Genomic DNA, 26,446 nt, shown 5'->3' on the forward strand with positions numbered 1-26,446 from the left:
GCGAGCGCCGGACCGCGAGCGGCGCCCACCAACGAGCTCGCGCGCGTCCAGATGCCGAGAATGACTGTGCCGGTGATGAATCCGTCGAAGACGCGGGCCGGGCTCGGCATCGGCGTTTGGTCGGCCGCCGAATACCTGCGCTTACGAAGGTCGATCGACGGTCGGCCTCGTGGGGCACTGCCGGGCGCAATCCGCCCAAAGTCCGCGCTGGCCGGAGCGAAGGCGAAGGTACGCACCAGAGACACAGCCGGACGCAGTCCGCCCGAAAACCGCGCATGGCCGGAGCGAAGGCGGAGGTACGCCTTAGGCTGCAAGGGTGAGTGCGCCAGGCATAGCGAATCGTGGCTCGGTCGTATGGGACTGGGGCCTCGCGTTGATCGTCGCGGTAGTCCAGGTGGCCGGGGGTCGCGGCGCCGATATGCACCAGACCGGCACGCAGTCACTGGATGTGCTCGGTTATCTGCTGCTGCTCGCGGGGCCGGTCGCGCTGGCTTTCCGGCGCGTTCAGCCGCTGCCGGTGCTGGTGATCGCGCTCGCCGCGTGCGGCATCTACCTGGCGCTCGACTACGGGTACGGCCCCATCTTCCTCTCGCTGGTGATCGCCTTCCTCACCGCGGGGACGATCGGATCTCGCTGGTGGACATACCCACTCGTGCCGATCGGCTACCTGCTCTTCGTGTGGCCGCTGCCCGCGTTGCTCGGTGAATCGGTGAATGGCTGGCAGATCGTCGCGCTGATGGCGTGGTCGGCCGTGCTCATCTGCGCGGCCGAAGGGTTGCGCCAGCGCCAGGCGACGCTGGAGGCCCGCGAGCAGCGCGCGGAGGCTGCCCGCCGCGATGAGCAGGCGCAGCGGGAACGCCGCGCGACCGAGGAGCGGCTGGCCATCGCCAGGGAGCTGCACGACGTTCTCGCCCACAGTCTTTCGCTGATCAACGTGCAGTCCTCGGTAGCGCTGGAGCTGTTCGACAAGCGGCCGCAGCAGGCCAGGACGGCGCTCGCCGCGATCAAGGCGGCGAGCAAGGAATCACTGGCCGAGGTGCACACCCTGCTCCAGACCATCCGCATGGGCGCGACCCTGGCCGACCCCGAAACCGCGCCGGTGCAGCGTGATTCGACCGAGAGGTCTCGCCCCACCCGCGGCCTCCGTGGTCTGCGGCGGGCCACACCGAGCCAGCGGCGGGCATCCGGTGCGGCCGAGCCGGACAAGCGGCCGGAGGAGTTGCGCGCCGATCGGGAGCCGCGCACCGAACCGCGCCCGGCCGAGCCGCCGAAGAAGCAGGAGGCGCCGCGCGCGCCCGCGCCGAGCATCGGCGATCTGGACTCGCTGTTGCAGCGGCCGCGCGAGGCGGGACTGACTGTCGAGACACGCGTCATCGGCGAACCGCGGAAACTGCCCGGCGAGATCGACGCGGCGGCGGCCCGGATCATCCACGAATCCCTGACCAACGTGGCGCGCCACGCTCCTGGCGCGAGCGCCACGATCACCGTCCGCTACGCGACCGGCTCCGTCGACCTGACCATCGACAACTCCCGCCCCACCGCCCCCGCGGCCCGGTCCGGTTCCGGCGCCCGCAACGGCATCATCGGGATGCGCGAGCGGGCACACGCCCTCGGCGGAGCCCTGACCGCCGGTCCACGACCGAGCGGCGGGTTCCGCGTCGCGGCCCGGCTACCCAGCGAGATAGTCCCGGTGCGACAACGCCCGGCGGCCCGTCCCACCGAACCCGCGCCGAAGAACGGCAACGAGGTCGGGAAGGAGGTCGGCGCCGAGCCGAACGATGTGACGGAGGGGCGAAACGGGTCCGCAGCGGATCTCTCCGTCAACTCGACCGCACCGGGAACGCACACCGCCCTGGCGACCGAGTCGGCCGAGCCGAACGCACACAGCGGCACGGTGTCGGCGTTCACCACTACCCCGGACGCCGCGAGCGACGATCGCAAAGGCACCGCGTCGACATCTAACGGCGGCCCGGACACCGTCAGCTCGCACGACAGCTCCGCATCCACACCTTCCGGCGACTCGGACGCCGCGACAGCCAACCGGAATACGCACGGCGACATCCCGCCCAACACCGGCAGCTCGGACGCCGAGACCGGCGATCGTCAGCCCCGCAACGGGAGCGCGTCGACATCCACCGGCAGCCCGGACACCGTCGGCCCAAACGACAGCTCCGCGGCCGCACCACCCGGCGACTCCAGCACCACGACAGCCGACTCGAAAACGCACAGCGGTGCCTCGTCCGACACCAACGGCCTGGTTCCCGCGACCGGTGATCACCAAGTCCGCAACGGCACCGCCTCCGGCTCGCCTTCGTCGCCGTAATTGGTCTGGATCGCAACCACTTCCGTCAACCCACCGACTCCACGCCCGGCGCCGACGTTTCGTAGGCAGCGAGATCACCGAGCCACGGTCACGACTCTGTCAGTAGGCCCGGCTACATTCCGTCTCGATCAACAAAGGCACACAGTCGGATCGGAATTCGGCGCCGACATCCGGATTTCGAGGGAGCGGGGAAACCAATGGGCGTGATCCTGTCGTTCAAAAAGGTCACGAGCGAGCGGTTGGCGGGGTTGGTGGCCGCCGGAGCGCAAGCGCAAGAAGACCTTTGGAATATCGAGCGCGCGAAGGGCGATCCCGAGGGTTACCTCGACAAGTCGTGGGACGGGCTGCGCTATCTGCTCGAAGCGGCCCGGTCGGGTGTGGACCTGTTCTTCGGCGGCGAGCTCATCGACGACGAGTACTACGCGTGGCCGGTCGATCTCGTCCAGACGACGGCGGAGCAGCTGCGCGCCACACCGTTCGCCGCGCTCGCCGCCCACTACGACCCCGGCGCCATGGACGAGGCGAACGTCTATCCGGGCATTTGGACCAGGAACGGCGACCAAGCACTCGACTACCTGCGCTACCACTACGAGATCCTCGTGGCGTTCTTCGCCGACGCCGCGAAGACCGGCTCCGCGGCGGTCATGCACTTCGGCTGAGCGCATACGAAAAAGGCCCGCCCCCAACGGATCTGTTGGGGGCGGGCCCTTTCGTTGCGGCTTACTCGCCGGACGCGGCCTCCGTGGTGGAGCCCTCGCCCGCGCCGGTCAGCACGACCTCGGGCTTCTCCTCGACGGGCGTCTTGGTCAGCTTCGCCTTGCCGGTGAAGGTGAACTTGGCGTCCTCGCCGGAGCCCTCGCCGTCCCAGCCTTCCACATCCACGAAGATCGTCTGGCCGGGGCCGATCTCGCCGAAGAGGATCTTCTCCGACAGCTGGTCCTCGATCTCGCGCTGGATGGTGCGGCGCAGCGGCCGGGCGCCGAGCACCGGGTCGAAGCCGCGCTTGGCCAGCAGCGCCTTGCCCTGCTCGGACAGCTCGATCTCCATGTCCTTGTTCTTCAGCTGCTTGGCGACGCGGCCGATCATCAGGTCCACCATCTGCACGATCTGTTCGGTCGTGAGCTGGTGGAAGACGATCACGTCGTCGATGCGGTTGAGGAACTCGGGCCGGAAGTGCTTCTTCAGCTCGTCGTTGACCTTGAGCTTCATCCGCTCGTAGTTCGAGCCCTCGCTGTTGGACTGCGAGAAGCCCAGGCCGACGGCCTTCGAGATGTCCGAGGTGCCGAGGTTCGAGGTGAAGATCAGCACCGTGTTCTTGAAGTCCACGGTCCGGCCCTGGCCGTCGGTCAGGCGGCCGTCCTCGAGAACCTGCAACAGGGTGTTGTAGATCTCCTGGTGGGCCTTCTCGATCTCGTCGAACAGCACGACCGAGAACGGCTTGCGGCGCACCTTCTCGGTGAGCTGGCCGCCCTCCTCGTAGCCGACGTAGCCCGGAGGGGCGCCGAAGAGCCGCGAGGCGGTGAAGCGGTCGTGGAACTCGCCCATGTCGATCTGGATGAGCGCGTCGTCGTCGCCGAACAGGAAGTTCGCCAGCGCCTTGGACAGCTCGGTCTTACCGACGCCGGACGGACCGGCGAAGATGAACGAACCGGACGGACGCTTCGGATCCTTCAGACCGGCGCGAGTACGGCGGATCGCCTTGGAGACGGCCTTGACCGCGTCCTCCTGGCCGATGATCCGCTTGTGCAGCTCGTCCTCCATGCGGAGCAGACGGGTGGTCTCCTCCTCGGTGAGCTTGAACACCGGGATACCGGTCCAGTTGGCCAGCACCTCCGCGATCTGCTCGTCGTCGACCTCGGCCACGACGTCCAGATCACCGGACCGCCACTGCTTCTCCCGCTCGGCGCGCTTGGCGACGAGCTGCTTCTCCTTGTCGCGCAGCCGCGCGGCCTTCTCGAAGTCCTGCGCGTCGATCGCGGACTCCTTCTCCCGGCGCGCGTCGGCGATCTTGTCGTCGAATTCGCGCAGGTCCGGCGGAGCCGTCATGCGACGGATGCGCATGCGCGCGCCCGCCTCGTCGATCAGGTCGATCGCCTTGTCCGGCAGGAACCGGTCGTTGATGTAGCGGTCGGCCAGCGTCGCGGCGGCGACCAGCGCGCCGTCGGTGATGGACACCCGGTGGTGCGCCTCGTAGCGGTCGCGCAGCCCCTTGAGGATGTTGATGGTGTGCTCGACGGTCGGCTCGCCCACCTGGACCGGCTGGAAGCGGCGCTCCAGGGCGGCGTCCTTCTCGATGTACTTGCGGTACTCGTCGAGGGTGGTCGCGCCGATGGTCTGCAGCTCGCCGCGGGCCAGCTTCGGCTTCAGGATCGAGGCCGCGTCGATGGCGCCTTCGGCCGCGCCCGCACCGACCAGCGTGTGCAGCTCGTCGATGAACAGGATGATGTCGCCGCGGGTGTTGATCTCCTTGAGCACCTTCTTCAGGCGCTCTTCGAAGTCACCGCGGTAGCGGCTGCCCGCGACCAGCGAACCGAGGTCGAGGGTGTAGAGCTGCTTGTCCTTCAGCGTCTCGGGGACCTCGCCGTTGACGATGGCCTGCGCCAGACCCTCGACGACGGCGGTCTTACCGACACCGGGCTCGCCGATCAGCACCGGGTTGTTCTTGGTGCGGCGGCTGAGCACCTGCATGACCCGCTCGATCTCCTTCGAGCGGCCGATGACCGGGTCGAGCTTGCCCTCGAGCGCGGCCTGGGTCAGATTGCGACCGAACTGGTCGAGCACCAGCGAGGTGGACGGGGTCCCGGCCTCGCCGCGGGCGCCGGATTCCACCGGCTCCTTGCCCTGGTACCCGGACAGCAGCTGGATGACCTGCTGGCGGACCCGGTTGAGGTCGGCGCCGAGCTTGACCAACACCTGCGCCGCAACGCCCTCGCCCTCGCGAATGAGGCCGAGCAGGATGTGCTCGGTGCCGATGTAGTTGTGGCCGAGCTGCAGCGCCTCGCGCAAGCTCAGCTCCAGCACCTTCTTGGCGCGCGGGGTGAACGGGATGTGCCCGGACGGGGCCTGCTGGCCCTGGCCGATGATCTCCTCCACCTGGCTGCGCACACCCTCCAGCGAAATGCCAAGAGACTCCAGCGACTTCGCCGCTACACCCTCACCCTCGTGGATGAGGCCAAGCAGGATGTGCTCGGTGCCGATGTAGTTGTGGTTGAGCATCCGGGCCTCTTCCTGGGCCAGGACAACGACACGCCTCGCGCGGTCGGTGAACCTCTCGAACATCGCTCCCTCACTCTCCTGCTCAGACCTTCATAGGCGTCCGACGCTTCAGTGCTGTGGTCAACCTTCGGTCGTCAGCCTGCCATGAAGCCCGGGGGTTGCGGCCCCCGCCATCCACTCTAGTTGGCGGGGGTCCGGGCCGCCTCCAGTCCACCCTATTGGGGACCAGCGACAGCACGGTCATTCACTCATAACGTGAGCGTTTCGGGTTTCGTTTCCGATGCGGTTTTGCCGACAGCGAACACCCTCTGATCGGGCGATCTCGCCCCGATCCACGGGCCATCGTCGCCCCGTTGACGCCCCTGCCAGTGCAAACGACCGAATCGCTCCCGGTGTTCCCGGCAACCCCCGATTTTCGAATCGTTGCGGCGGCCGGGCGGCCGCCACTCCCGCGCTCAGCCCGTGAACGGTGCGGCGAACTGGCACGGTACCGGCCGCGGATGGGCCGGGTCCAGTGCGTTCATGACGAATCCCGCCGCCCGCGCGGTGCCCGCGATGCCCGCGTGCTCGGAGTAATCCTGCGCGCAACCGTCCTGAACCACGACATTGGTGACGTTCGGGCCGGGCACCAGGCCCGCGGTATACGGGATGACGGCCTCGTCGAGCCGGGTGGCGATGTTCGTATAGGTGATGTCGGGGTGATAGACGCCGTCGGCGTTGAGCGCCTCGAGGAACGGCGAGCCCGCGATGAGCTGGCGGCAGGCGTGGCACATCGTGGCGCCGACCGCCATGTCGAAGGCGGGTCCCGCGCCGAGGCGAGCGGCGAAGGCGGCGGCGGCGCCGAGGCCCCCCGCGTTGGTGCCGAGCCAGGGCGGGGCGATGCCGACGAGCTTGTCCACCTTGTCCGCGCCGCCGAGCCGCTTGACGTAGTAGTTGCCGATGAAATTGCCCTGCGAGTGCCCGACGATGTCCACCTTCGCGGCGCCGGTCGCGGCGAGCACGCGGTCGACGAAGGCGGCGAGCTCCGAGCCGCTCTGCTCCATCGGCCGCATGCCGCCGATCGCGGACAGCGGCCAGGGCAGCGCGTGGGCGCCGTAGGTCAGCGCGTAGACGCAGTAGCCCTCGTTGGCCAGCAGCGGCACGTACACGCCCCAATTGGTCTGTGCGCCACCGCCGGTGCCGTGCGCGAGGACCACCGGGTTGGGATGCTCCGCGCTCGGCCGGCAGGACCAGTCGTTGGAGCCTGGCAGCGAGCCGCCGGGCTCGACCAGCTCGGACGGGATGCCGGAGAAGAAGTTGTAGACGACCGGGTAGCGCTGCGCGTGCGCGGAACCCGCCGCGCCGATCCACAGCGCGGCGAGCACGAAGGCCACCACGAACGGAACTGGGACACGTCGCATGGAGCCTCCAATTCTGGAACTTGTTCCAGAAGAAGCTACCGAGGACGTGTCCCAGATAGTGCCGATACCGGCGAGTAACTTATGTAACCCGTTCTACCGTCGGCGAATCAGCCGAGCCGGGGCGCTGCCGGGTACTGCGGACCGTATCCGGCGGGCGCGGCGTAGGCCGTCACGCCCTGCGCGGAACCCGTGGCGCCCTGGGCGGGACCCGCGGCTTCGCTCTTGCCCTGCTGGACGCCCGCCGCGAACAGCGCGCCGCACAGCACCAGGAAGGCCAGGGTGTGCACCACCGCGCGGATCACGTTGTAGCGCACCCAGTCGGCCTCGTAGTTCGCGCGAACCGCCGCCATATCCGCGATCTGCCCTGGATCGCCCGCGGCGGCCAGTTGATCGTTGAGCGGGACGTTGAATCCCGCGGTCACCGCGAACGCGATCACGTTGAGCGCCACGGCGATCGCGATCCAGACCAGCGTCGCGCGGTGCTCCCTGCCCAGGTGCAGCACCGCGGCGAGAATGCCGAACGCGACGGTGCCCATGAAGGCGATCATGAACCAGGGATTGATGATGACCACGTTGATCTTCTGCATCACGTCGACGATGGTCCGGTCGTCGCTGCGGTTCAGCGCGGGCATCACCGAGATGGCGTAGGCGTAGAACACACCGGCGGTCAGACCCGTAGCCAGCACGGCCGCCACCAGCGCGGCGATTCTCAGCGCGAACATTCGATTTCTCCTGCCTCACAGTCCCGGTCCGAATCGTCTCGGTCCGGCGACGAGTACAAGTCAATCGTGAACGGGCCCGCGCTTCCATGGTCGAGACGCTCGCCCGCTTAAGCGGGCGTCCACACGCGGGTCAGAGATCCCGGTCGGAGATGATGCCGCTCTGCATGGCCAGTGCCGCCAGGCGCACCCGCTTCTGGTTCTGCGGCAGGCTTTCCACGCCGAACTTGGCGAACAGCGCGCGCAGGTGGGTCTTGATGGCGTCGACGCTGAGGAACAGCTCCTCCGCGATCTGCTGGTTGGAGGCCGGGGTCGCGAAGCCCGCGCCGTTCTTGTACGGGCGGCACAGCGCGACGAGCACCGCGCGCTGGGTCTCGGTGAGCGAACGCAGGGTGGGAATCGAGCCGGTGGAGGTGCGGGTGGCGTCATCGGCGACCGCGCCGAAATCGTGGAAGGAGACCAGCGAGGTGCCGACCCGGATCTTGTCCCCCGCCATCAGGCGGCGCCTGCCGACCAGTCGCTCGCCGTTGACGAAGGTGCCGTTGCGGGAGAGTCCGTCGTCGACGATCGTCCAGTGCGCGCCCAGATATTCGACGGCCGCGTGCAGGCGCGAGACCTCCGCGTCCCAGCGCAACGCGAGATCGGCATGGGGCGAACGGCCGATCGTGACTCGCTGCTGATCCGGGCTCAGCATCAGCTCCTGCTGGCGGCCCGAGTCATCGGTGAATCGCAACAATGATCCGACGAATCCAGTCACTGCGCCGATACCTCATCTCTCCATACCGCCAGTGACGACCTTCGCACAGTTTCCATGGTGCCGCTTCGGGGTACCACGAGCAAGATCGTGCCGGTCCGGTCGATGGTCGGCGTCGAGTCCGAAGCCCGACGCGGTCGAACGAAGTCCTTCCATGTCCCGCACGCCCGAAGTGGAGGCGAACGTGCACAGGTCACAAATGCTGCTGCCGCCCGGGCGTCGCACGATTCGCCCAGGCGGCAGCGGTGGAAAAGTACTAGCCCTTCGCGGCCTTGTTGTACGCGTCGGTGATGTCGGCGGAGATACGTCCGCGAGCGGAGACCTTGTGGCCATTCCGCCGTGCCCACTCGCGAATTGCCGCACTTTGTTCCCGGTCGATGGAGACCCGGCTCTTCGGGGTGGCGGCGGCACCGGCGGCGGCCTTCACGCGGCGACGGCCGCTCACCCGGCGCGCACTGGAAACCCACTGCTCCAGCCCGTCACGCAGCTTCGCGGCATTTGCCGACGACAGGTCGATCTCGTACGACACACCGTCGATCGCAAACTCGATGGTCTCGTCCGCGATGGACTCACCGTCGACATCGTCGATCAGGCTAACGGTGACCTTCTTTGCCATGAGATGAACGTCCTCTCGAAATCGTGCGACCCGCATACTAGGCCGATTACCCGAGGCAAGAATACCTCGAATTCAGAAAATTCCAAGACGAGACTTCGGCTATCGAAACGCACCCGACTCTGTTTGATTTGCGATGTTCGCCGACCGGTGTCTGGTTACGCTCCGGCGCCGCCTGCGGACCGGTCGCCCGAGGCTCGCTGAGTGACCGGACGCACAATTGGGAACAGTATCGTTTCGCGGATTCCCAATCCCGTGAGTGCCATCAACAACCGATCGATTCCCATACCGGTTCCAGTTGTCGGCGGCATGCCGTGCTCCATCGCGGCAAGGAAGTCCTCGTCCAGCGCCATTGCCTCGTCATCGCCCTGCGCGGCGAGCCGAGCCTGGTCCACGAAACGCTCGCGCTGGATCACCGGATCCACCAACTCCGAATAGCCGGTGGCCAACTCGAAGCCGCGGACATACAGATCCCACTTCTCGGTAACTCCGGGCTTGCTGCGGTGCTGACGAGTCAGCGGTGAGGTCTCGATCGGGAAGTCGCGCACGAATGTCGGCGCATAGAGCTTGTCGCCGTACTCGTGCTCCCACAGTTCTTCGACCAGTTTGCCGTGGCCGTAGCCCTTGCCCTCCGGAATTTCCAGTCCGACCCGATCGGCGAGTGCCAGCAATTCCTCGACCGATGTTTCCGGGGTGACCGAGACACCGAGCGCATCGGACAACGAAGGGTACATCTCGACGGTTGCCCACTCGCCCCGAAGATCGTATTCGGTACCGTCCGCGAGGGTCACCACCTGGGTGCCGAAAGCCTCTTGCGCGACTTCCTGCACCAATTCCCGGATCATCTTCGCGGAGTCGTCGTACGTGCCATAGGCCTCATACGTTTCCAACATTGCGAACTCGGGCGAATGGGTCGAGTCGGCGCCTTCGTTCCGGAAGTTCCGGTTGATCTCGAAGACCTTCTCCAAACCGCCGACCACGCACCGCTTCAGGAACAGTTCCGGCGCAATGCGCAGGTAGAGGTCCATATCGAGGGCGTTGGAACGGGTGACGAACGGCCGGGCCGCCGCGCCGCCGTGCAGCGTCTGCAGCATCGGCGTCTCCACCTCGAGGAAGCCGCGGCGCTCCAGCGCGGCGCGCAGCGCACGAACCACCGCGACCCTGGTCCGCGCCATTTCCCTGGCCTCGGGACGCACGATCAGGTCGACATAGCGCTGCCGGACCCTGGACTCCTCGTTCATCTCCTTGTGCGCCACCGGAAGCGGCCGCAGCGCCTTGGCCGACATGGACCAGGAATCGGCCATGACGCTCAATTCCCCGGTGCGCGAGGCGATGACCTCACCGTGCACGAAAACGAAGTCACCGAGGTCCACGTCGGACTTCCAGGCCGCCAGCGCGTCCGCTCCGACGCCGTTGAGGCTGATCATGGCCTGCAGCTTGGTGCCATCGCCCTCCTGGAGCGTGGCGAAGCAGAGCTTGCCGGTATTGCGCAGAAAAATGACGCGGCCGACGACGCCGGCCAGTTGCCCGGTCTGGGTATCGGCGGCAAGATCCGGAAAGGCGGCCCGGATTTCGGCCAGCGAGTGCGTGCGCGGCACCACAACGGGATACGCCTCGGCGCCCTGCGCTAGCAGCCGCTCACGCTTCTCCCGGCGAATCCGCATCTGCTCCGGGACGTCGTCGACTTCCGGGGCGGGTCGGCGGGATTGCGCCGCAGGAACCGAACCCGCGGAGCGACCGGACGAGGGCGTGTTCGGGGTGCTCACATCGGACAACCCTAGCGTGCACCGGAAATCCTTTTGCGGGCCGCCCGGGCTCCGCCCGATAGTAACGAATCGGCATCGGCTTCCGGCGCCTGATGGTCTTTCGTTCCGAAGGCCGTCTGCCGAAACGCGAGCGGGTTTCACCGCCCCTGACAGGTGTTCTTGTGCGGAGACGGCACACGACCAGGCCCTGCCTTTTCCGTTGGCAGGTACTCACCCGGAGAACCGCACCACCAGCAGGTACACCCGCCCCCGCTGGAATACCGAAATCGATTGCCCTACCTACTATTTCGAGATAGAAGCATCTCGTACCGAATTACAACGAGGCGAGCGCGGTGACCTCGCGGGCGAAGTGCGGCGCCCGGCTCGCGATGGTGAGCAGGCCCGCCGCCTTGAGCGCTTGGTAACCACCGATCAGATCGGTGGCCCGGTGCAGCCCGAGTTGTTGCAACGAGGCGGCGGCCAAGCTGGAGGTGTAGCCCTCGGAGCAGACGACGATCCATTCCACGTCGTGATCGGCGGCCAGCGCCAAACGCGCGGAACTGGTCGGGTCGAGCCGCCATTCCAGCACATTCCGCTCGATCACCAGGGCGCCCGGCAATGTGCCCTCCCGATCGCGCTGCGCCTGCGGGCGGATGTCCACCAGAATGGCGCCCCTGGCGAGCGCGGCGGGCAATTCGAACGCGTAGATCCGGTCGAGTTGCTCGCGCGCGTTGTCGAGCATCTGGTCGATGGTCAAGGGGGCCATCACATATCACCTTCGGGCTGGTCGGTGAGAACGGTTCGGGTACGCCGCAGGGTGCCGTGGCCGGTCACCTCGTAGTAGGACATGGCGGTCAGCGGCGGTGAATAGGCGTGCACGCTCAACGTCGGATCGAGCGGGCCCGCGGATTCGGCGGCGGCCGGTGCGCGCATCACGTCGTGCACCCAGCCGATGGGGAAGGAAGCCTGATCGCCCGCGGTCAGCGTCCGCCTGCGCAATTCCGTGCCGTTCCAACGGAATTCCGAGAGCGCCCCGCTGAGCACGGTGAGCGCGCCCAGCGATCCGGCGTGGTCGTGCAGCTCGGTGGCTTTGCCCGGCGTCCAGCTGATCAGCCAGACGTCGACCTCGTCGTCGGAGAGCAGCCGGGTAGCCCAGCGCTCCTCGACGGGCCAGACGCCGCCCGCGGGAAGCAGGTGGTCGTAGCGTCCCGCGAGCACGTCCTCGGCGCCTTCGTCGGTCAGCCGCAGCAGATCGGCGGGACGCAGCCTGGTCGGGAGCGCGGGCGCGACGGCACGGTCCACCGGCGGCTTGGCCGACAGGCTGTCACGTGCGGAGGAAAGGGAAAGAACAGAGGAACGCATGAGCGAAACTCCAGGAGGTGGGGATCGGTCGAGGGACTCGCGGTCGGCCTCGATCGGTCGAGGCCGGAATCAGCCTCGACAACACTCCTGGGTGCTCACGCGGAAAGACACGTCGGCGAGTCTAGCAGCGCTCTTCGACAGAAGAACAGACCCACCCGGGGTGATTCACGCCCCACCCCGGGCGCACGGTCAGGATTTGCGGCGCTGCTGGTTGCGTTCGTAGACCAGGCGCAGGCCGGTCAGGGTCAGGTGCGGCTCGTGATGGTCGATGGTCTCCGACTCCGGCACGATCAGCGGCGCGCTGATGCCGGTGGCGACCACGGCGACGTCGTCGCCCGCGAACGCGTCGAACTCGTCGCGGATGCGGTCGATCAGACCGTCCACCAGCCCGGCGAAACCGAAGACAGCCCCGGACTGAATCGCCTCGACGGTGTTCTTGCCGACCACCGAACGCGGGCGCGCCAGCTCGACGCGGCGCAGCGCCGCTCGCTCGATGAGCGCCTCACTGGAGATGGCGACGCCCGGCGCGATGACGCCGCCGAGGAACTCGCCCTTGGACGAGACCAGGTCCACGGTGGTCGCGGTGCCGAAGTCGACGACGATCGCGGCCGAGCCGAAGCGCTGCTGGGCGGCGAGCGCGTTCACGATCCGGTCCGCGCCGATCTCCTTCGGATTGTCGACGAGCAGCGGAATGCCGGTCCGCACACCGGGTTCCACCACCACGTGCGGCACGTGCGACCAGTACCGCTCCAGCATGGCGCGCAGCTCGTGCAGCACCGGCGGCACCGTGGACAGGGCCGCGACGCCCATCACCTCGTCCAGCTGGGCCCCGACGAGGCCGCGCACCTGCATGGCGAACTCGTCGGCGGTCAGCAGCGGATTGGTGTGCATCCGCCAGTGCCGCACCAGCTTGGCGTGCGAGCCGCTGCCGGAGAACAGGCCGAGCTCGATGCTGGTGTTGCGGACGTCGATGGTCAGCAGCATTGCTCACCCGACTTTCGAATCAGTGGCCGTCAGGCGAAAGTGAGCGAGCGCGGGGAGGTCAGGCCGGAACCCTCGGGGGCGTGCGCCGGGTCGGAGCCGAGCTCGATCGGGCGGTTGCGCTCGTCGACGAAGACGACCTTGGGGTCGTATTCGGCGATTTCCTGCTCGTTCATCATCCCGTAGGCGATCAGGATGACCAGGTCGCCGGGATGCACCAGGTGCGCGGCGGCGCCGTTGATGCCGATGACGCCGGAACCCCGCTCGCCCGCGATCACGTAGGTCTCCAGGCGGGCGCCGTTGTCGATGTCGACGATGCAGACCTGCTCGCCCTCGAGCAGATCGGCCGCGTCCAGCAGATCCTGGTCCACCGTCACCGAACCGACGTAGTGCAGGTCGGCGTGGGTCACGGTGGCGCGGTGGATCTTGGACTTCATCATGGTGCGCAACATCTTCGTCGTCGCCTTTCTAGAAAGCTGCCGGTGCCGGCTGGGATTCGAGATTCGGGTGGCCGTCGATCGGAGCGCCGAGGGTGACGGCGATGTTGTCGATGAGCCGGGTGGCGCCGACCTTCGCGGCCACGAGCAACCGGGCGTTGCCGGAGGCCGGGACCGGGCCGAGGGTCGAGGAGCGCAGTTCGAGGTAATCGACATCGACGCCGGTCGCGGCATCGAGCACGGCGCGGGCGGCGGCGAGCACGCCATCGGCGCCGAGACCGCCCGCATGCCTGCCCGCCGACAGCGCCGCGGAGAGGGCGAGCGCGGCCTCCCGCTGCGCCGGATCCAGGTAGCGGTTGCGCGAGGAGAGCGCGAGACCATCCTGCTCGCGCACGGTCGGCACCGCGACGATCTTCACGTCGAAGTTCAAGTCGCGCACCATCTGCCGGATCAGCGTGAGCTGCTGGTAGTCCTTCTCGCCGAAGAACGCCTCGCTGGGACGGGCGATCTGGAGCAGCTTGGCCACCACGGTCAGCATGCCCGCGAAATGCGTCGGACGGCTCGCGCCCTCCAGCTCCGCGCCGATCGGCCCGGGATGCACCGTGGTGCGCGGACCGTCGGGGTACATGTCGGACACGCTCGGGGCGAACACCAGGTCGACGCCCTCGGCGCGCAGCAGCTCCACGTCGGCGTCCAAGGTGCGCGGGTACTTGTCCAGATCCTCGTTCGCGCCGAACTGCAGCGGGTTCACGAAGATCGAGACGACGACCACCTGGTTGGTCCGCTTCGCGCGGCGCACGATCTCCAGGTGACCCTCGTGCAGCGCGCCCATGGTCGGCACCAGGCCGATGGTGCGGCCGACGCCGCGCAAGGCCTTCGCGACGGCGGCGACCACGGTCGGATCGTGGTGCACGGTGAGTTCGCCCGGCTTGTAGGCGCCGCGCAATTTCGGATCCATCAACGGCGTCCTTCCAGAAGCTCGATCAGGGCGGGGTTGGTCTTGGCGCGCTCGGCGGTGCGCAGCGACATGGCTCGATAGCCGGCGGCGAGCCGCTCGTCGGTGGCCTCGAGCGCCGCGAGATGCGTCGCGACGGCGTCGGCGTCGCCGCGGGCGACGGGGCCGGTCAGCGCGGACTGGCCGCGGCGCAGCGCGTTGTCCAGCGCGGCCGACGCGAGCGGGGCGAGCAGGCGCTCGGCGAGTCCGTTGGGCTGGTCGTCCACGATCTGCTGACCGAGCAGCCCCGGACCGGACAGCGCCTCGCGCAACGCTTCCACCGCGTCCAGAACCACGGTCACCAGATGGTTGCTGCCGTGCGCGAGCGCCGCGTGGTACAGCGCGCGGTTCTCCTCGGAGACCCGCACCGGTTCGCCGCCCATCTCGATCACCAGCGACTGCGCGATCGCGTAGCCGATGTCGTCGGCGGCGGTGATGCCGAAGCAGGCGTTGCCCAGCCTGCTGACGTCCTCGTCGTGGCCGGTGAAGGTCATCGCGGGGTGGATGGCCAGCGGCAGCGCGCCGACCTCGACCAGCGGCGCGAGCACGCCGACGCCGTTGGCGCCCGAGGTGTGCACCACGATGGTGCCCGGGCGGACCACGCCCGCGCTCGCCAAGCCGCGCACCAGTCCGGCCAACTCGCTGTCGGGCACCGCGAGCAGCAACAACTCGCTGCGCGCTGCGACCTCCTCGGTCGGCAGGATCTCGGAATCGGGCAGCCGGAGCCGAGCCCGATGCTTGGAGGCGTCGGAAATGGCGGCGACGCCGAACACCACGTGCCCGGCTCGCTCGAGCGCGGCGCCGAGCGCGGAACCCACGCGTCCCGCCGAGACGATTCCCACCGTCAGGCGTGCGGGCGCAGGGTCGAAGCCCGAAGCCGCGTTGTCAGAAGTCACGCTTCTCGAGGTCAACACTGTCCTCTCGATGTCGTTCCAGTCCCGCACCGCGGGTACCAGACGTTACGAGGTCGAGGATATCGGCCCGAAGTTTGCCGATGCCATGGCCCCGGGACGTGATTTAACGAACAGTGTTTTCGGCGCGCTGGCGCGCGCGGGGTTCGCGGCCCCTTATGTCTCGCTTCCGAGCGGTCGAGACTCGCGCGGGGCGCATGCGTCTCGACCGCTCGGAAGCGAGACGGCCGCGAACGGCTCGTAAGACTCGCCTGGAGGTGGTGGCTAGCGTCTGAGACGTGCGTTTGGGCCGGGCTAGCCGCGGCCGTTCTGTTCGGATTGCAGGTTGGCCATGATCTCGGCGACCGATAGTCGGCGGGAGGCATTGACGGAGTCGGTGTCGGGATCGACGCGGCGGCGACGGCGGGAGCTGGCGGTGCCGACGGTCGGTGTCGCGTGCGGGGTGGGTAGGGGCGGGATCATCGGGCGCGGGGCGGCGTCCTCTTCCAACGGCGGAAGGCGGAGCGGGACGGACGGCTCGGCTTGCGGTTCTTCACGTTCGGCGGGGTCGGTGAAGGCGTCCGACCAGCCCGCGGGGGCGGTCGGCGGGTCGGTCGGGTAGTCGCCGTCGGCGTACCCGGAGTTCGCGTACTCGGCGTCCGCGTAGTCGTCGTCCTCGGGGAAGTCGTCGGGCGAGACGATCGCGGTCTCCGCGGTGACGGGCTCGTCGAACGGGCTCGCGAAGACCGGGGGCTCCGGATGATCGGGAACGAAGACCGGGGTGACCGCGCTGCGCGGTTGCTGTCCAAGCGGACCGACCCACCCGTCGGCATTCGCGGAGCTATCGTTCGCCGGATCGCCGTACGCGCTCGGCAACTCCTGGATTCGGGTGGCGTCGGCGCGCAGCGCGGGCCGATCCATCGGCAGATCGCCGTCGAAGAGGCGCTGCAGACTCTGCCGCAACACCGTCAGCTCGGCGCGCAGCGCGGCCAGTTCCGCGGCGTCGGCGCCGACTTCCTCGCGCACCCTCGACTCGACGCCGAGCTCGTATTCGCGGCGCGCGGTGATCTCCCGCTCGAGCTGAAGTTCGTAGACCGTTTGCAGGTCACGCACCTTCGCTTTGTCGACATCGGCGTCTTTGCGGTACTTCGTCGCGGCGAGCGCGCCGATCGCGGCGGCCCACAGTGCGGCGATCAGACCGATCCTGGTGAACTGCAAGCTGTTGCTGAAGACCAGGAAAACACTGGCAATCAGACCGAGCAGAATCAAAGCGCCGACGAACAATTTTCCCGCCTGATCCCGCCGTGGACGGGAAGTGCTGCTACGGGAGGGTGAAACCATGCACGCCAGGGTAGCGGGGTTGGCGCGGTACGCCCAGAAAACGGTCCGCTGCTTCCATTCAGAAGATTTGCTATGTAGTAGCTGATTCGTCCGGCGGCTCCTCGGGAGCCCTGCAGCAATACTCGAGCCACAGCGCGGCGGCGACCAGCGCCACCCCCGCGAACATGCCGACGACCGCGCCCGGCGAATCGGCGGCGGCCGCCCGCAGGGTGCCGCGCTGTGGGAAGACCCAGCACAGGAAGCCGAGCCAGACGCCGGCGGCGATCGAGCCCACTTGCAGCGAGGCCTTCGCCAAAGCGACCGCGCGGGCGGCGGTGATCGGATGCAGCTGATTGCTTCCGTCGCCGATCTGGTGGTCGCTGACCCTGGCCCGGATGAGGAAGGCGAGCACCACCTCGATGGCGGCCACCGGATACAGGGAGGCGCCCGCGTAGATCGAGATCGGGGGAAAATTCGCGTAGGCGATCCTGGTGGCGATCCACGCGACGACCGCCGCGATCAGCACGTTGGCCCCGAGGTCGAGCATCCGGGTCGGTTTGAGCTTCACGATGTGGCTCCCCCTGCGGTCCGGTGCAGCGACAGCTCGGTCCGGTGCACACCGGCCCGCTCGTCGGCGTCGAGCGCGGCGAGCCATTCCCGGATCGGCCGGTCGTCCCCCGCGACCGACAGTCGCGCCTCGGGTTCCACGTCCAGCCACGGGATCAGCACGAAGGCCCGGTTGTGCGCCTGCGGGTGCGGCAGCGTCAGCTCCGGATCAGCGCTGACGCACGGGACGAGCCCCGACGGACCGGGTTCGGCGCACCACACCACGTCCACATCGAGTGTTCGTGCGCCCCAGCGCACTTCGCGGACCCGGTGCGCGGCCCGCTCGAATTCCTGGCCCGTGCGCAACCAGCCGCGACAATCCAGCTCCGGATCGTCCACCAGCACAACGGCATTGAGGAAATCGTCCTGATCGACACCGCCCCACGGCGCGGTCGAGTACACCGCCGACACCGCGACGACCCGCTGCTCGAGCCCGTCCACGACGCTGCGCAGGTGCGCCAGACGATCCCCGATGTTCGAGCCGATCGACAGGACGGCGCGACTCATTCGGCGCCCTCGCGCACGCGTGCGGTCACCACGCGGACATCGGCGAAGGTGTGCGGAATCGGCGCGGACGGCTTGTGCACCACCACTTCCACAGCGCGGATGCGCGGATCGGTCATCACGTCGTCGGCGATCTCGGAGACCACCGTCTCGATCAGATTGCGCGGCGGGCCCTGCACGATCCGCACCGCGCGTTCGGCCAGCGCGCCGTAGTCCACCGTCGCGGCCAAGTCGTCGGAGGCCGCGGCCGTCGCGAAATCCACCCAGACAGTGAGATCGACGACGAACTCCTGGCCGTCGCGGCGCTCGTGCTCGAAGACCCCGTGGTTCCCGAAGGCGCGCAGCCCGCGTAGTTCGATCCGGTCGGGACCGGACGGCAGGCCGCGGTGCTCCCCCGGTCGGCCCTCGTGGGTCACCGGCGCCGTGGACGGATTCATTCCTGCGCTCCTCGCGAATTCGGCCGGGCGGCGCGCTGCCAGGCGTCGGTGACGGCGATCGCGTCCAAGGAGGCGCGCACGTCGTGCACGCGAACACCCCAGGCGCCGTGCAATGCGGCCAACGCGGAGACCGTGGCGGTGGCGACCTCCCTGCCGTCCGGCGGCCGCGGACCGTCGGTGTCGGCGAGCAGGGCGCCGAGGAAGCGTTTGCGCGAGGCGCCGATCAGCACCGGAAGGCCGTCGGCGACGAAGTCGGGCAGCGCGGCGAGCAGCGCCCAGTTGTGGTCGGCGTTCTTGGCGAAGCCGAGGCCGGGGTCCAGGATCAGCCGGGACGGGTCGACGCCCGCGGCGACGGCGGTCTCGACTTGCGCGTTCAGTTCGGCGCGCACCTCGGTGACGACGTCGTCGTAGTGATCGGCCGGACCGGTGTGCCGGTAGTCGGCGCCCGCCCGCCAGTGCATGAGAATCCACGGAACTTGCGCTGCGGCAACGACTTTCACCATATCGGGATCGGCACGCCCGCCGGATACGTCGTTGATCACCGACACGCCGGCGCCGAGCGCGGCCTCGGCGACGCTCGCTCGCATGGTGTCCACGCTGGTCGGCACGCCGGCCGCGACCAGCCCGCGGATGACCGGCGCGACCCTGGCCGCCTCGGTCTCCGGATCGACGCGATCCGCGCCGGGCCTGGTCGACTCGCCGCCGACGTCGATGATGTCGGCGCCGGCCCGGTACAGCTGGACCCCGTGCTCGATGGCAAGCCCGGGATCGAGGTAGCGGCCGCCGTCGGAGAACGAATCGCTGGTGACGTTCACGACGCCCATCACCACGCAGCGACGACCGTCGCGTGCGATGACGTGACCGGACACCGCGTCCTCCCTCACCCGCGCAGGATCAGATCGAGTGCCTCGGCGCGCGAGGCGGCGTTGGTCTGCAACAGTCCGCGCACGGCCGAGGTGGTGGTGCTCGCGCCCGGCTTGCGGATGCCGCGCATCGCCATGCACAGGTGCTCGGCCTCCACCACGACGATCGCGCCGCGCGGTTCCAGTTTGCGCATGATCGCGTCGGCGATCTGGCTGGTCAGTCGCTCCTGTACCTGCGGGCGCTTGGCGTAGAGGTCGACCAGTCTGGCTAGCTTGGACAACCCGGTGACCCGGCCGTGCTCGCCGGGGATGTACCCGACGTGGGCGACGCCGTGGAAGGACACCAGGTGATGCTCGCAGGTGGAGTACATCGGGATGTCGCGCACCAGCACGAGTTCCTGGTGCCCCTCGTCGAACGTGGTGTTCAGCACCGCGTCCGGCTCCTGGTAGAGCCCGGCGAAGGTCTCCCGGTAGGCCCGGGCCACGCGGGCGGGCGTCTCGATCAGGCCGGGGCGGTCCGGGTCCTCGCCGATCGCTATCAGCAATTCCCGGACCGCGGCTTCGGCCCGATCCTGGTCGAACGGCCGACCCGTCTCCAGCGCGCGCAGTTCAGGCCGAGTCGACGCAGGCACGGAACCGTTGCGCTCGACCTCGTCGCGACCATTGAGCGCCGAGCCGACGGCATGATGATTGGCCGACAATCGAGGACACCTCCAAAATCTCGGGCGCCGGCAATCACTCGGCACCCCGATGGTCGAGCGTAATCGGCGCCCGCTCAGCGCCGTCCGTTCGGTCCATCCCACTCGTGGTTCTCGCCCTCGCCGCGCTGGCTCGGACGACCCGGCTCCTCGTAGCCGCCGTTGTCGTAGCCGCCGTGCTCCTGGCCGGAACCGCCCTGCTGCGGGCTGCTCCACGGCTGGTAGCCGTGCCGGGACTCACCCTGGCCGCTCCAACCGCCGCCGTAGCCGGACTGTCCGGCGGGCTGCTGCGGTTCCTCCCGCGGCGGCCAGCCCGGCGCCGACCAACCGGCCGGGGCGCCGTAGTCCGGGCGCGAGCCGTGCGTGCCGCCCTGGCGCGGGTACGCCTGGGTCGGCGCGTGCGGACTCGGGTAGCCGCCGGTCGCGGGCTGGCTGGGGTAGCCGTACTGCGGCTCGGCCTGGCGGTCACCCTGTTGCGGATAACCGTTGGCGGGCACGGCCTCTCGCGTGGCGGCGGCCAGCGAGGGCTGCACCGGCTCCGGCGGCCAGGCCTCGCCGCGCTCGGCGGCCAGCTCGCCCGGCGTCTTCACCGGTGGCTTGTCCGAGGGGACGCGCTCGCCGAAGTCGTTGAACGCGGTGATCCTCGGGCGCTTCTCCACCGCGGCCAGGAGCTCCTCGAGATCCTTGCGGTGCAGGGTCTCGCGCTCCAGGAGCGCGGTGGCCAGCACGTCGAGCACGTCGCGGTACTCGTTCAGAATCGCCCACGCCTCGGTGTGCGCGGCCTCGATGAGGTTGCGCACCTCCTCGTCGATCTCGCGGGCGACCTCGTGCGAGTAGTCCGAGCCCATGCCCATGGACCGGCCGAGGAACGGGTCGCCCTGCTCCTGGCCGTAGCGGACCGCGCCGAGGCGCGCGCTCATGCCGTACTCGGTGACCATCGCGCGAGCGATCTTGGTGGCCTGGTCGATATCGGAGGACGCGCCGGTGGTCGGCTCGTGGAAAACCAGCTCCTCGGCCGCGCGGCCGCCCATCGCCATGACCAGGCGGGCGATCATCTCCGAGCGGGTCATCAGGCCCTTGTCGTCCTCGGGCACCGTCATGGCGTGGCCGCCGGTGCGACCGCGGGCCAAGATGGTGACCTTGTAGACCGGCTCGATGTCGGGCATCGCCCAGGCCGCGAGGGTGTGGCCGCCCTCGTGGTAGGCGGTGATCTTCTTCTCGTGCTCGCTGATGACGCGGCTCTTGCGGCGCGGGCCGCCGATCACGCGATCGACCGACTCTTCCAGCGCCTCACCCGTGATGACCGCGCCGTTCTCGCGCGCGGTGAGCAGCGCGGCCTCGTTGATGACGTTCGCCAGATCCGCGCCGGACATGCCGACGGTGCGCTTGGCGAGACCGTCCAGATCGGCCTCGGTGGAGATCGGCTTGCCCTGCGAGTGCACCCGCAGGATCGCGCGGCGGCCCGCCAGGTCGGGGTTGCCGACCGGGATCTGCCGGTCGAAGCGGCCGGGGCGCAGCAGCGCGGGGTCGAGGATGTCGGGGCGGTTGGTCGCGGCGATCAGGATGATGCCGGTGCGGTCGCCGAAGCCGTCCATCTCGACGAGCAGCTGGTTCAGCGTCTGCTCGCGCTCGTCGTGACCGCCGCCGAGGCCCGCGCCGCGCTGGCGGCCGACCGCGTCGATCTCGTCGACGAAGATGATGCAGGGGCTGTTCTGCTTGGCCTGCTCGAACAGGTCGCGCACGCGGGAGGCGCCGACGCCGACGAACATCTCGACGAAGTCCGAGCCGGAAATGGTGAAGAAGGGCACACCCGCCTCGCCCGCGACTGCGCGCGCGAGCAGCGTCTTACCGGTGCCGGGCGGACCGTAGAGCAGAACGCCCTTGGGGATCTTCGCGCCCAGCGTCTGGTAGCGCACCGGGTTCTGCAGGAAGTCCTTGATCTCGTAGAGCTCTTCGACGGCCTCGTCGGCGCCCGCGACGTCCGCGAACGTGGTCTTGGGCATGTCCTTGGACAGCTGCTTGGCCTTCGATTTGCCGAAGCCCATCATGCCGCCGCGGCCACCGCCCTGCATACGGGCCATCACGAAGATGAACAGGCCGAGCAGGATCACCATCGGCAGCACGAACAGCAGGATCTGGGTGAACCAGCTCTCCTGCTTGACCACCGTGTTGTACGGAGCGCCCGACTTCTGCACGGCGGCGAAGATCTGCGCCGAGGTCTCACTGCCGCCCGGGTACTTCGCGAGGATCTTGTTCTGGCCGTCGGTCGCGTCGTTACCGTTGTTCAGCTCGATCCGCAGCTGCTGCTCGCGGTCGTCGATCTGGACGTTCTTGACGTTGCCCTTGTCGTCCAGCTGGCTCAACGCCACCGAGGTGTCGACGCTCTTCCAGCCGCGCGTGTCATTGCCGAAATAGCTGAACGCATAGATCACGAGCAAGATGCCCGAGACTATGGCCAGGGTGCGGAACACTGTCTTGCGGTTCATAGAGCGTAGGCCGGGCGGCCAGTCCTTTCCGGTGTCTCCGGTTCTGCCTAGCGAAACGTCGGGCGCGTCGTGTTGCATTCCGCCCGGTCCTACCCGATTCCGGGAGGGTTCGGATGCGGACAAGCCACGTTACCGCGTACGGTCTACTCGATACATCGCGCAGTTCGGCAGTTGGTGCAGTTCGACAAGTAAACGGTCGGAGGACCACGGTGGTTCCCGATTCCTCGCTCCGGTTTCCCTCGAGTGGTCACAATCATGGCATGTTCGGCCTATCGTGAGCGACGACACAACATCCGGCGCGAACGAGAGGCCGCGGAGGCGAGCCCTCGCGAGCACCGGACAACTGGGCAAGACAACGCGAGCCGACAGGCAACGAGGCAGTGGCTCGCGTCACCACGACACGAACGCGGCGCGCGAGCTCACGGCACCGAGGTGACGGCTCGCGAAACCGAGAAGGATCACGGGAAAGCCGCACTTCGGACCCGTGGGTAACCCGCACATCGGACAGAGCGCAGGGGGTATGGACATAGTCGAGCTACGGACACCCACAGCGATTGTGCGCCACGGTCGCGGACGGCTGATCGTCTTGCGTCCGGGCAGCGAGGGCGAGCGCGTTCTCGACGTGCCGGTCACCGATCTGCTCAAGGTCCGGCTCAGCCGGCGAGCGGACGACGCCGTCGTCATCGAGATCTACTTGCGTTATCCCACCCCGGTGCTGACCGGCGTGCCCGCCGACCGCACCCCGCTTCCGGTGCTGATCGCCGAGCACGACGTGCCCGCGGCGAGCGAGATCGTGGAGCGGATCAACGACCAGATCATGGCGGCCCAGCGCATCGATGTCGCGGCGCCCGATCTGAACCCGCCCGCGCCGACCTGGACGAAGACCGGCCCGACGCGCGCGGACGTGGAGCGAGCGGTGCGCAGGATGGCGCCGCGCCGCGAGGCCAGGTCGGCGATAGCCGCTCTGCATCGTTACGTGACGGCCGACGAATACGTCCTGGAGACCGCGGTCACCGTGGCGCACCCGCCCGCGGGCACCGGGCCCGGACTGCTCGCCGTCACCACCGGTCGCCTGCTGTTCGTCTCGATCGGCCCCGGCGAGCGGTACGCGCACGAGCTGCCGATCCCCGCGGTGCTGTGGGCCAGGTCCACCGAGGGCGCGCCGACCGCGCCCGGCGAGATCGGCGCGCGCGGCGAGACCAGCGTGGAAGTGCACGACGGCAACATCACCCTGCGTTTCACCGGCACCGATCGCGCCGACATCGAGCGGGTCGCCTGCGCGGTGAACTTCGCGGTCCGCCGCGATTCCGCGGACGGCGCGGCCGGACCCGCGGATCCCGGTGTGGCACAGCTGTATTCGGAGTGGGAGCTGCTCGTCGAGCGACATTCGCTCGGCATGGTCGACGACGGCCAGTTCCAGCGCTACGGGCGCGGGATTCTGCGCTCGCTGCCGGATTCCGTCGCGACTCCCTAGCCTCGCGCGGCGGCGGGAGGCCGAGGAGTCGGATCGGTCAGCCCTGATCCGGGGCCTTCTCGTTCAGCGCGATGCGGCGCCACGGGCTGGTGGGACGGGTCCAGAGGCGGAGCAGTTCCATGCGCCGGTCGACGCCGCCGTTCTTGAGTTCGGCGAGGTCTTCGCAGGCCTGCCAGTAGGTCCAGCCGGCGAGGTAGGCGTCGCCGAACTGACGCCAGTTCCGGTACTTGCGCTGGGCCAGCGGCAGCGCGCGCATGAGATAACCCCAGGCCACTTCGGCTTCCAGATAACCGGCAGTGAAGGCCATCCTGGCGACCGCGACGACGCGGGCCAGGTCCCAGGCGTGGATATCGGTCGGCAGCGGGCGGGCCAGGTGGTCGGTGAAGCCGATCTTGATGGCCTGCGACCAGATGTCGTAGTCGCGGACCAGCGCCTCCGGGTTGTCCATGCCGCGGAACGCGCCGACCTGGCGCAGGAACGCGCGGTGCCGGTCGGCGCGCTCGCCGAAGCGGTCGCGCTCGCTGGCGTTGATCGAGGCCATGACGAGCGGGTGCACCATCGCGTAGAGGGGGGCGTGCATGCCGTTTAGCAACTGCTCCATCGAGGCCTGCGCCTCGGTGCCGTCGGTGATGCCCCACGCTCCGGTCAGGGTGTCGATGGCCAGCTCCCTGCGGTCGCCGAGCGGATGTTCCCGCTCGGGCCCGAGCAGCAGGGCGTCGTGGAAAGCGTCCCAGCGGGCCGAGTAGAAGCCGCCGAGCGCGAGAGCGCGCAGCTCGTCGTCGGATATCGCGGCCCCGGACCAGTGGTCCTCTTCCCGCTTGTCGAGCTCTTCGTAGGGGAAGGTCGTCAACGTTGGTATACCGCGGGCAGGCATGCCTCCGATTGTTCCCCATGGAGCGACCCGCGGCCGTGCTTATCGCCGACGCGCCCACGAGTAGACGGGCGATTTTCAGTTCCCTTGTTTCTTGGCCTGCCGCATCGGCGGGTGGAGGGCTAATGTGCACGCATGTGTAAGAGCATCACCGTCCTGCGTGGCCTGGAGCCTGCCGCTACCGAGCAGGAAATCTATGCTGCCGCACTGCAGTACGTGCGCAAGGTCGGTGGGGTGTCCGGCCTCAGCAGCACGACCAAAGCGGCCGTCGACAAGGCCGTGGCGACCATCGCGGCGGCGACGACGACCCTGCTCGACGAGCTGCCGGACACCACGATCGCGCCGTCCACCGAACCCGCGGTGCGGCGCGCCGAGGTGGACTGAGCGGATTCAGACCCCGTAGGCCTCGACGCAGGCCAGGGCCACCTCCAGCGGCAGACTGCGCTGCTCGATCGGATGGCCGAGCAGTTCCTCGATCCGCTGGATCCGGTAGCGGACGGTGTTCTTGTGCACGCCGAGCAGTTTCGCCGTGGCCTCCGGGCTGCGGTGGCTTGCCAGGTAGGCGTGCAGAGTCCGGCGTAATCGGACGGCGTTGGCGTCGGCGCCGGCCAGCTCGCGCAGTTCGCGGCGGATCAGGCCGCGCATGGCCGTCTCGTCGGTTCCGGCGAGATAGGCGATCTCGACATCGCGATAGGCGGTGACGCGCGAACCGCCGCCGGGGGCGAGCTCGGCGACGTGCCGCGCCGCGACCGCCTCGCGGTGGCTCGCGCGAAAGCCGCCCGCCCGCGCCGCGGGCACCCCGAAAGCGACCCGCACCGGCGCGTCGACGTGCGCGGCGAGCAATCGCTCCAGCCTGCCGGGCACGGCGAGGTCGGCGGCCTGCGCCGCGTCCTCGAGGCCGAGCCACGCCCACATCCCGCTCGCTCCGGACGGCACGGTGAGCAGCCTGGCGCCGCCGAGTTCGGCGGCCACCCGCGCGGCCGCGCGGTCGAGCAGCCCGGTCGACTCGCCGTCGCCGCCGGGTTCGGACGCGTCGGTCCACAGCACGAAGGCGAGGTGCTGCTGCGCGAGCCGGTAGCCGAGCCGGATCGAGGCCTGGTCGCCGTCCATCTCCTCGCCGGACAGCAGCGCGTGCACCGTCTCGGTGCGGCGGTTCAGCGCGGCGCGCAGCACTCGCTCGCGCTCTTCCATATAGGTGTCGGTGAGCAGTTCCACCGACATGCTGACCCATTTCGTCGACCGATCGAACAGCCGGAGCATGACGGCGCGCTCGATCTCCTGCGGCACGTCGCGCTGCTCGACGGCGTCGGTCATGTAGTCGAGCACCGCCTCCATGCCCACGTGGTAGGTGCGCAGCAGCAGGCGCAGGTCGAAGCCGCGGCGCGCGATGGTGCGCGCGAAGGCGTGCGCCTCCTCGGGTAGCGCCAGTTCGAAGGTGTCGCTGGTCAATCCGCTCAGCATGGTCCTGGCGTGGGCGCGGGTGCTGGCGGCGAGGTCGCGGCTCATGTCGCGATCGGCCAATTCGGGCACGCGCGCGACGATCGCGTTGTCGAGCCGCTCCACCACCTGCTCCAGCGTCTCGGTGCGCATCGTCTCGAAGACGTAGTCGGCCAGCCAGTCGCGCACCACCGCGCTGTTCGGTCCGATGCGGACCGCCGATTCGGCCGCGCCGCTTTGTACTTTCGACACAATCAGACCCGATCCAGTTGACAAAATTGGCCAAGAAACTCCCCGGTCATTGTGTCACGATCAT

Annotated in this window: 25 protein-coding genes; 4 read left to right on the forward strand and 21 right to left on the reverse strand. The window is 68.6% G+C overall.

The genetic code is table 11. From position 1 onward, the window contains the following. Positions 1–316 precede the first annotated feature (316 nt). Entirely contained in the window at positions 317–2,323 is a 2,007-nt protein-coding gene (locus tag ABZV58_RS13875; protein ID WP_355000459.1) for a histidine kinase, read from the forward strand. A 197-nt stretch (positions 2,324–2,520) separates the two neighbouring features. Beyond that, positions 2,521–2,982: a YfbM family protein gene (locus ABZV58_RS13880; protein ID WP_355000460.1), complete on the forward strand. Its 462-nt coding sequence runs from the start codon at positions 2,521–2,523 to the stop codon at positions 2,980–2,982. Positions 2,983–3,043: 61 nt separating this feature from the next. On the opposite strand, the gene ABZV58_RS13885 is transcribed toward ABZV58_RS13880, so the two are convergent. The 19 genes from ABZV58_RS13885 to ftsH all read right to left on the reverse strand — a co-directional run bounded on the left by ABZV58_RS13885 (position 3,044) and on the right by ftsH (position 22,348). Then, on the reverse strand, positions 3,044–5,602 hold the full coding sequence (locus ABZV58_RS13885; protein WP_355000461.1) for an ATP-dependent Clp protease ATP-binding subunit: 2,559 nt from the start codon (positions 5,600–5,602) through the stop codon (positions 3,044–3,046). A 392-nt stretch (positions 5,603–5,994) separates the two neighbouring features. Next, positions 5,995–6,939: an alpha/beta fold hydrolase gene (locus ABZV58_RS13890; protein WP_355000462.1), complete on the reverse strand. Its 945-nt coding sequence runs from the start codon at positions 6,937–6,939 to the stop codon at positions 5,995–5,997. 107 nt (positions 6,940–7,046) lie between these two features. Continuing rightward, complete coding sequence (locus ABZV58_RS13895; RefSeq protein WP_355000463.1) at positions 7,047–7,661, reverse strand: anthrone oxygenase family protein; 615 nt, start codon at positions 7,659–7,661, stop codon at positions 7,047–7,049. A 130-nt stretch (positions 7,662–7,791) separates the two neighbouring features. Continuing rightward, positions 7,792–8,352, reverse strand: coding sequence for an FHA domain-containing protein (locus ABZV58_RS13900; RefSeq protein ID WP_245910550.1), 561 nt, complete (start codon positions 8,350–8,352; stop codon positions 7,792–7,794). Positions 8,353–8,668: 316 nt separating this feature from the next. Next, positions 8,669–9,028 carry an Lsr2 family protein gene (locus ABZV58_RS13905; RefSeq protein ID WP_355000464.1) on the reverse strand — a complete coding sequence of 120 codons (360 nt, stop codon included), beginning with the start codon at positions 9,026–9,028 and terminating at the stop codon, positions 8,669–8,671. A 155-nt stretch (positions 9,029–9,183) separates the two neighbouring features. Beyond that, on the reverse strand, positions 9,184–10,689 hold the full coding sequence (gene lysS, locus ABZV58_RS13910; RefSeq protein WP_355000567.1) for a lysine--tRNA ligase: 1,506 nt from the start codon (positions 10,687–10,689) through the stop codon (positions 9,184–9,186). Between the two features lie 415 nt (positions 10,690–11,104). Beyond that, positions 11,105–11,527, reverse strand: coding sequence for a rhodanese-like domain-containing protein (locus tag ABZV58_RS13915; protein ID WP_141811520.1), 423 nt, complete (start codon positions 11,525–11,527; stop codon positions 11,105–11,107). 8 nt (positions 11,528–11,535) lie between these two features. Beyond that, positions 11,536–12,132, reverse strand: a complete 597-nt coding sequence (locus tag ABZV58_RS13920; protein WP_355000465.1) for a cysteine dioxygenase family protein — start codon at positions 12,130–12,132, stop codon at positions 11,536–11,538. Positions 12,133–12,321: 189 nt separating this feature from the next. Beyond that, a complete protein-coding gene (locus ABZV58_RS13925) occupies positions 12,322–13,116 on the reverse strand; it encodes a type III pantothenate kinase (protein ID WP_067790002.1) in 795 nt (264 codons plus the stop codon). A gap of 29 nt (positions 13,117–13,145) precedes the next feature. Then, a complete protein-coding gene (panD, locus tag ABZV58_RS13930; RefSeq protein WP_355000466.1) occupies positions 13,146–13,565 on the reverse strand; it encodes an aspartate 1-decarboxylase in 420 nt (139 codons plus the stop codon). 16 nt (positions 13,566–13,581) lie between these two features. Then, positions 13,582–14,508, reverse strand: coding sequence for a pantoate--beta-alanine ligase (panC, locus tag ABZV58_RS13935; protein WP_355000467.1), 927 nt, complete (start codon positions 14,506–14,508; stop codon positions 13,582–13,584). Beyond that, positions 14,508–15,440 carry a DUF2520 domain-containing protein gene (locus tag ABZV58_RS13940; RefSeq protein WP_355000468.1) on the reverse strand — a complete coding sequence of 311 codons (933 nt, stop codon included), beginning with the start codon at positions 15,438–15,440 and terminating at the stop codon, positions 14,508–14,510. The genes panC and ABZV58_RS13940 overlap by 1 nt, the downstream gene beginning before the upstream one ends. 309 nt (positions 15,441–15,749) lie before the next feature. Then, positions 15,750–16,775 (reverse strand): DUF6779 domain-containing protein, encoded by a 1,026-nt coding sequence (locus ABZV58_RS13945; protein ID WP_355000469.1) that lies wholly within the window; start codon positions 16,773–16,775, stop codon positions 15,750–15,752. Positions 16,776–16,845: 70 nt separating this feature from the next. Then, positions 16,846–17,301, reverse strand: a complete 456-nt coding sequence (locus tag ABZV58_RS13950) for a DUF3180 domain-containing protein (protein ID WP_355000568.1) — start codon at positions 17,299–17,301, stop codon at positions 16,846–16,848. Between the two features lie 17 nt (positions 17,302–17,318). Next, complete coding sequence (gene folK, locus ABZV58_RS13955) at positions 17,319–17,867, reverse strand: 2-amino-4-hydroxy-6-hydroxymethyldihydropteridine diphosphokinase (RefSeq protein WP_355000470.1); 549 nt, start codon at positions 17,865–17,867, stop codon at positions 17,319–17,321. After that, a complete protein-coding gene (gene folB / locus ABZV58_RS13960; protein WP_355000471.1) occupies positions 17,864–18,301 on the reverse strand; it encodes a dihydroneopterin aldolase in 438 nt (145 codons plus the stop codon). The genes folK and folB overlap by 4 nt, the downstream gene beginning before the upstream one ends. Then, positions 18,298–19,125 (reverse strand): dihydropteroate synthase, encoded by an 828-nt coding sequence (folP, locus tag ABZV58_RS13965; protein WP_355000569.1) that lies wholly within the window; start codon positions 19,123–19,125, stop codon positions 18,298–18,300. Before folP ends, folB begins: the two co-directional genes overlap by 4 nt. A 56-nt stretch (positions 19,126–19,181) precedes the next feature. Further along, positions 19,182–19,796 carry a GTP cyclohydrolase I FolE gene (gene folE / locus ABZV58_RS13970; RefSeq protein WP_355000570.1) on the reverse strand — a complete coding sequence of 205 codons (615 nt, stop codon included), beginning with the start codon at positions 19,794–19,796 and terminating at the stop codon, positions 19,182–19,184. 143 nt (positions 19,797–19,939) lie between these two features. Next, on the reverse strand, positions 19,940–22,348 hold the full coding sequence (gene ftsH, locus ABZV58_RS13975; RefSeq protein WP_355000472.1) for an ATP-dependent zinc metalloprotease FtsH: 2,409 nt from the start codon (positions 22,346–22,348) through the stop codon (positions 19,940–19,942). A gap of 556 nt (positions 22,349–22,904) precedes the next feature. Between ftsH and ABZV58_RS13980 the strand changes: the two genes are divergently transcribed. After that, the gene (locus ABZV58_RS13980) at positions 22,905–23,822 is read left to right on the forward strand and encodes a hypothetical protein (protein ID WP_355000473.1); all 918 of its coding nucleotides are present in this window, start codon (positions 22,905–22,907) and stop codon (positions 23,820–23,822) included. A 37-nt stretch (positions 23,823–23,859) separates the two neighbouring features. On the opposite strand, the gene ABZV58_RS13985 is transcribed toward ABZV58_RS13980, so the two are convergent. Continuing rightward, positions 23,860–24,696 carry a DUF1266 domain-containing protein gene (locus ABZV58_RS13985; RefSeq protein WP_355000474.1) on the reverse strand — a complete coding sequence of 279 codons (837 nt, stop codon included), beginning with the start codon at positions 24,694–24,696 and terminating at the stop codon, positions 23,860–23,862. Between the two features lie 132 nt (positions 24,697–24,828). Between ABZV58_RS13985 and ABZV58_RS13990 the strand changes: the two genes are divergently transcribed. Beyond that, positions 24,829–25,077 carry a DUF2277 domain-containing protein gene (locus ABZV58_RS13990; RefSeq protein ID WP_355000475.1) on the forward strand — a complete coding sequence of 83 codons (249 nt, stop codon included), beginning with the start codon at positions 24,829–24,831 and terminating at the stop codon, positions 25,075–25,077. A gap of 6 nt (positions 25,078–25,083) precedes the next feature. On the opposite strand, the gene ABZV58_RS13995 is transcribed toward ABZV58_RS13990, so the two are convergent. Continuing rightward, entirely contained in the window at positions 25,084–26,382 is a 1,299-nt protein-coding gene (locus ABZV58_RS13995; RefSeq protein ID WP_355000476.1) for a helix-turn-helix domain-containing protein, read from the reverse strand. Positions 26,383–26,446 lie beyond the last annotated feature (64 nt).

Origin of the sequence: Nocardia sp. NPDC004654 (genome assembly GCF_040609595.1) — a bacterium.
Lineage (GTDB): Bacteria > Actinomycetota > Actinomycetes > Mycobacteriales > Mycobacteriaceae > Nocardia.

Bases quoted from the DNA above. Each gene is read 5' to 3' on its own strand.
- ABZV58_RS13880 (WP_355000460.1), top strand. From the start codon at position 2,521: ATGGGCGTGATCCTGTCGTTCAAAAAGGTCACGAGCGAGCGGTTGGCG.
- ABZV58_RS13885 (WP_355000461.1), bottom strand. From the start codon at position 5,602: ATGTTCGAGAGGTTCACCGACCGCGCGAGGCGTGTCGTTGTCCTGGCC.
- ABZV58_RS13890 (WP_355000462.1), bottom strand. From the start codon at position 6,939: ATGCGACGTGTCCCAGTTCCGTTCGTGGTGGCCTTCGTGCTCGCCGCG.
- ABZV58_RS13895 (WP_355000463.1), bottom strand. From the start codon at position 7,661: ATGTTCGCGCTGAGAATCGCCGCGCTGGTGGCGGCCGTGCTGGCTACG.
- ABZV58_RS13900 (WP_245910550.1), bottom strand. From the start codon at position 8,352: ATGCTGAGCCCGGATCAGCAGCGAGTCACGATCGGCCGTTCGCCCCAT.
- ABZV58_RS13905 (WP_355000464.1), bottom strand. From the start codon at position 9,028: ATGGCAAAGAAGGTCACCGTTAGCCTGATCGACGATGTCGACGGTGAG.
- lysS (WP_355000567.1), bottom strand. From the start codon at position 10,689: ATGCGGATTCGCCGGGAGAAGCGTGAGCGGCTGCTAGCGCAGGGCGCC.
- ABZV58_RS13920 (WP_355000465.1), bottom strand. From the start codon at position 12,132: ATGCGTTCCTCTGTTCTTTCCCTTTCCTCCGCACGTGACAGCCTGTCG.
- ABZV58_RS13925 (WP_067790002.1), bottom strand. From the start codon at position 13,116: ATGCTGCTGACCATCGACGTCCGCAACACCAGCATCGAGCTCGGCCTG.
- panD (WP_355000466.1), bottom strand. From the start codon at position 13,565: ATGTTGCGCACCATGATGAAGTCCAAGATCCACCGCGCCACCGTGACC.
- panC (WP_355000467.1), bottom strand. From the start codon at position 14,508: ATGGATCCGAAATTGCGCGGCGCCTACAAGCCGGGCGAACTCACCGTG.
- ABZV58_RS13945 (WP_355000469.1), bottom strand. From the start codon at position 16,775: ATGGTTTCACCCTCCCGTAGCAGCACTTCCCGTCCACGGCGGGATCAG.
- ABZV58_RS13950 (WP_355000568.1), bottom strand. From the start codon at position 17,301: ATGCTCGACCTCGGGGCCAACGTGCTGATCGCGGCGGTCGTCGCGTGG.
- folK (WP_355000470.1), bottom strand. From the start codon at position 17,867: ATGAGTCGCGCCGTCCTGTCGATCGGCTCGAACATCGGGGATCGTCTG.
- folB (WP_355000471.1), bottom strand. From the start codon at position 18,301: ATGAATCCGTCCACGGCGCCGGTGACCCACGAGGGCCGACCGGGGGAG.
- folP (WP_355000569.1), bottom strand. From the start codon at position 19,125: ATGGGCGTCGTGAACGTCACCAGCGATTCGTTCTCCGACGGCGGCCGC.
- ftsH (WP_355000472.1), bottom strand. From the start codon at position 22,348: ATGAACCGCAAGACAGTGTTCCGCACCCTGGCCATAGTCTCGGGCATC.
- ABZV58_RS13985 (WP_355000474.1), bottom strand. From the start codon at position 24,696: ATGCCTGCCCGCGGTATACCAACGTTGACGACCTTCCCCTACGAAGAG.
- ABZV58_RS13990 (WP_355000475.1), top strand. From the start codon at position 24,829: ATGTGTAAGAGCATCACCGTCCTGCGTGGCCTGGAGCCTGCCGCTACC.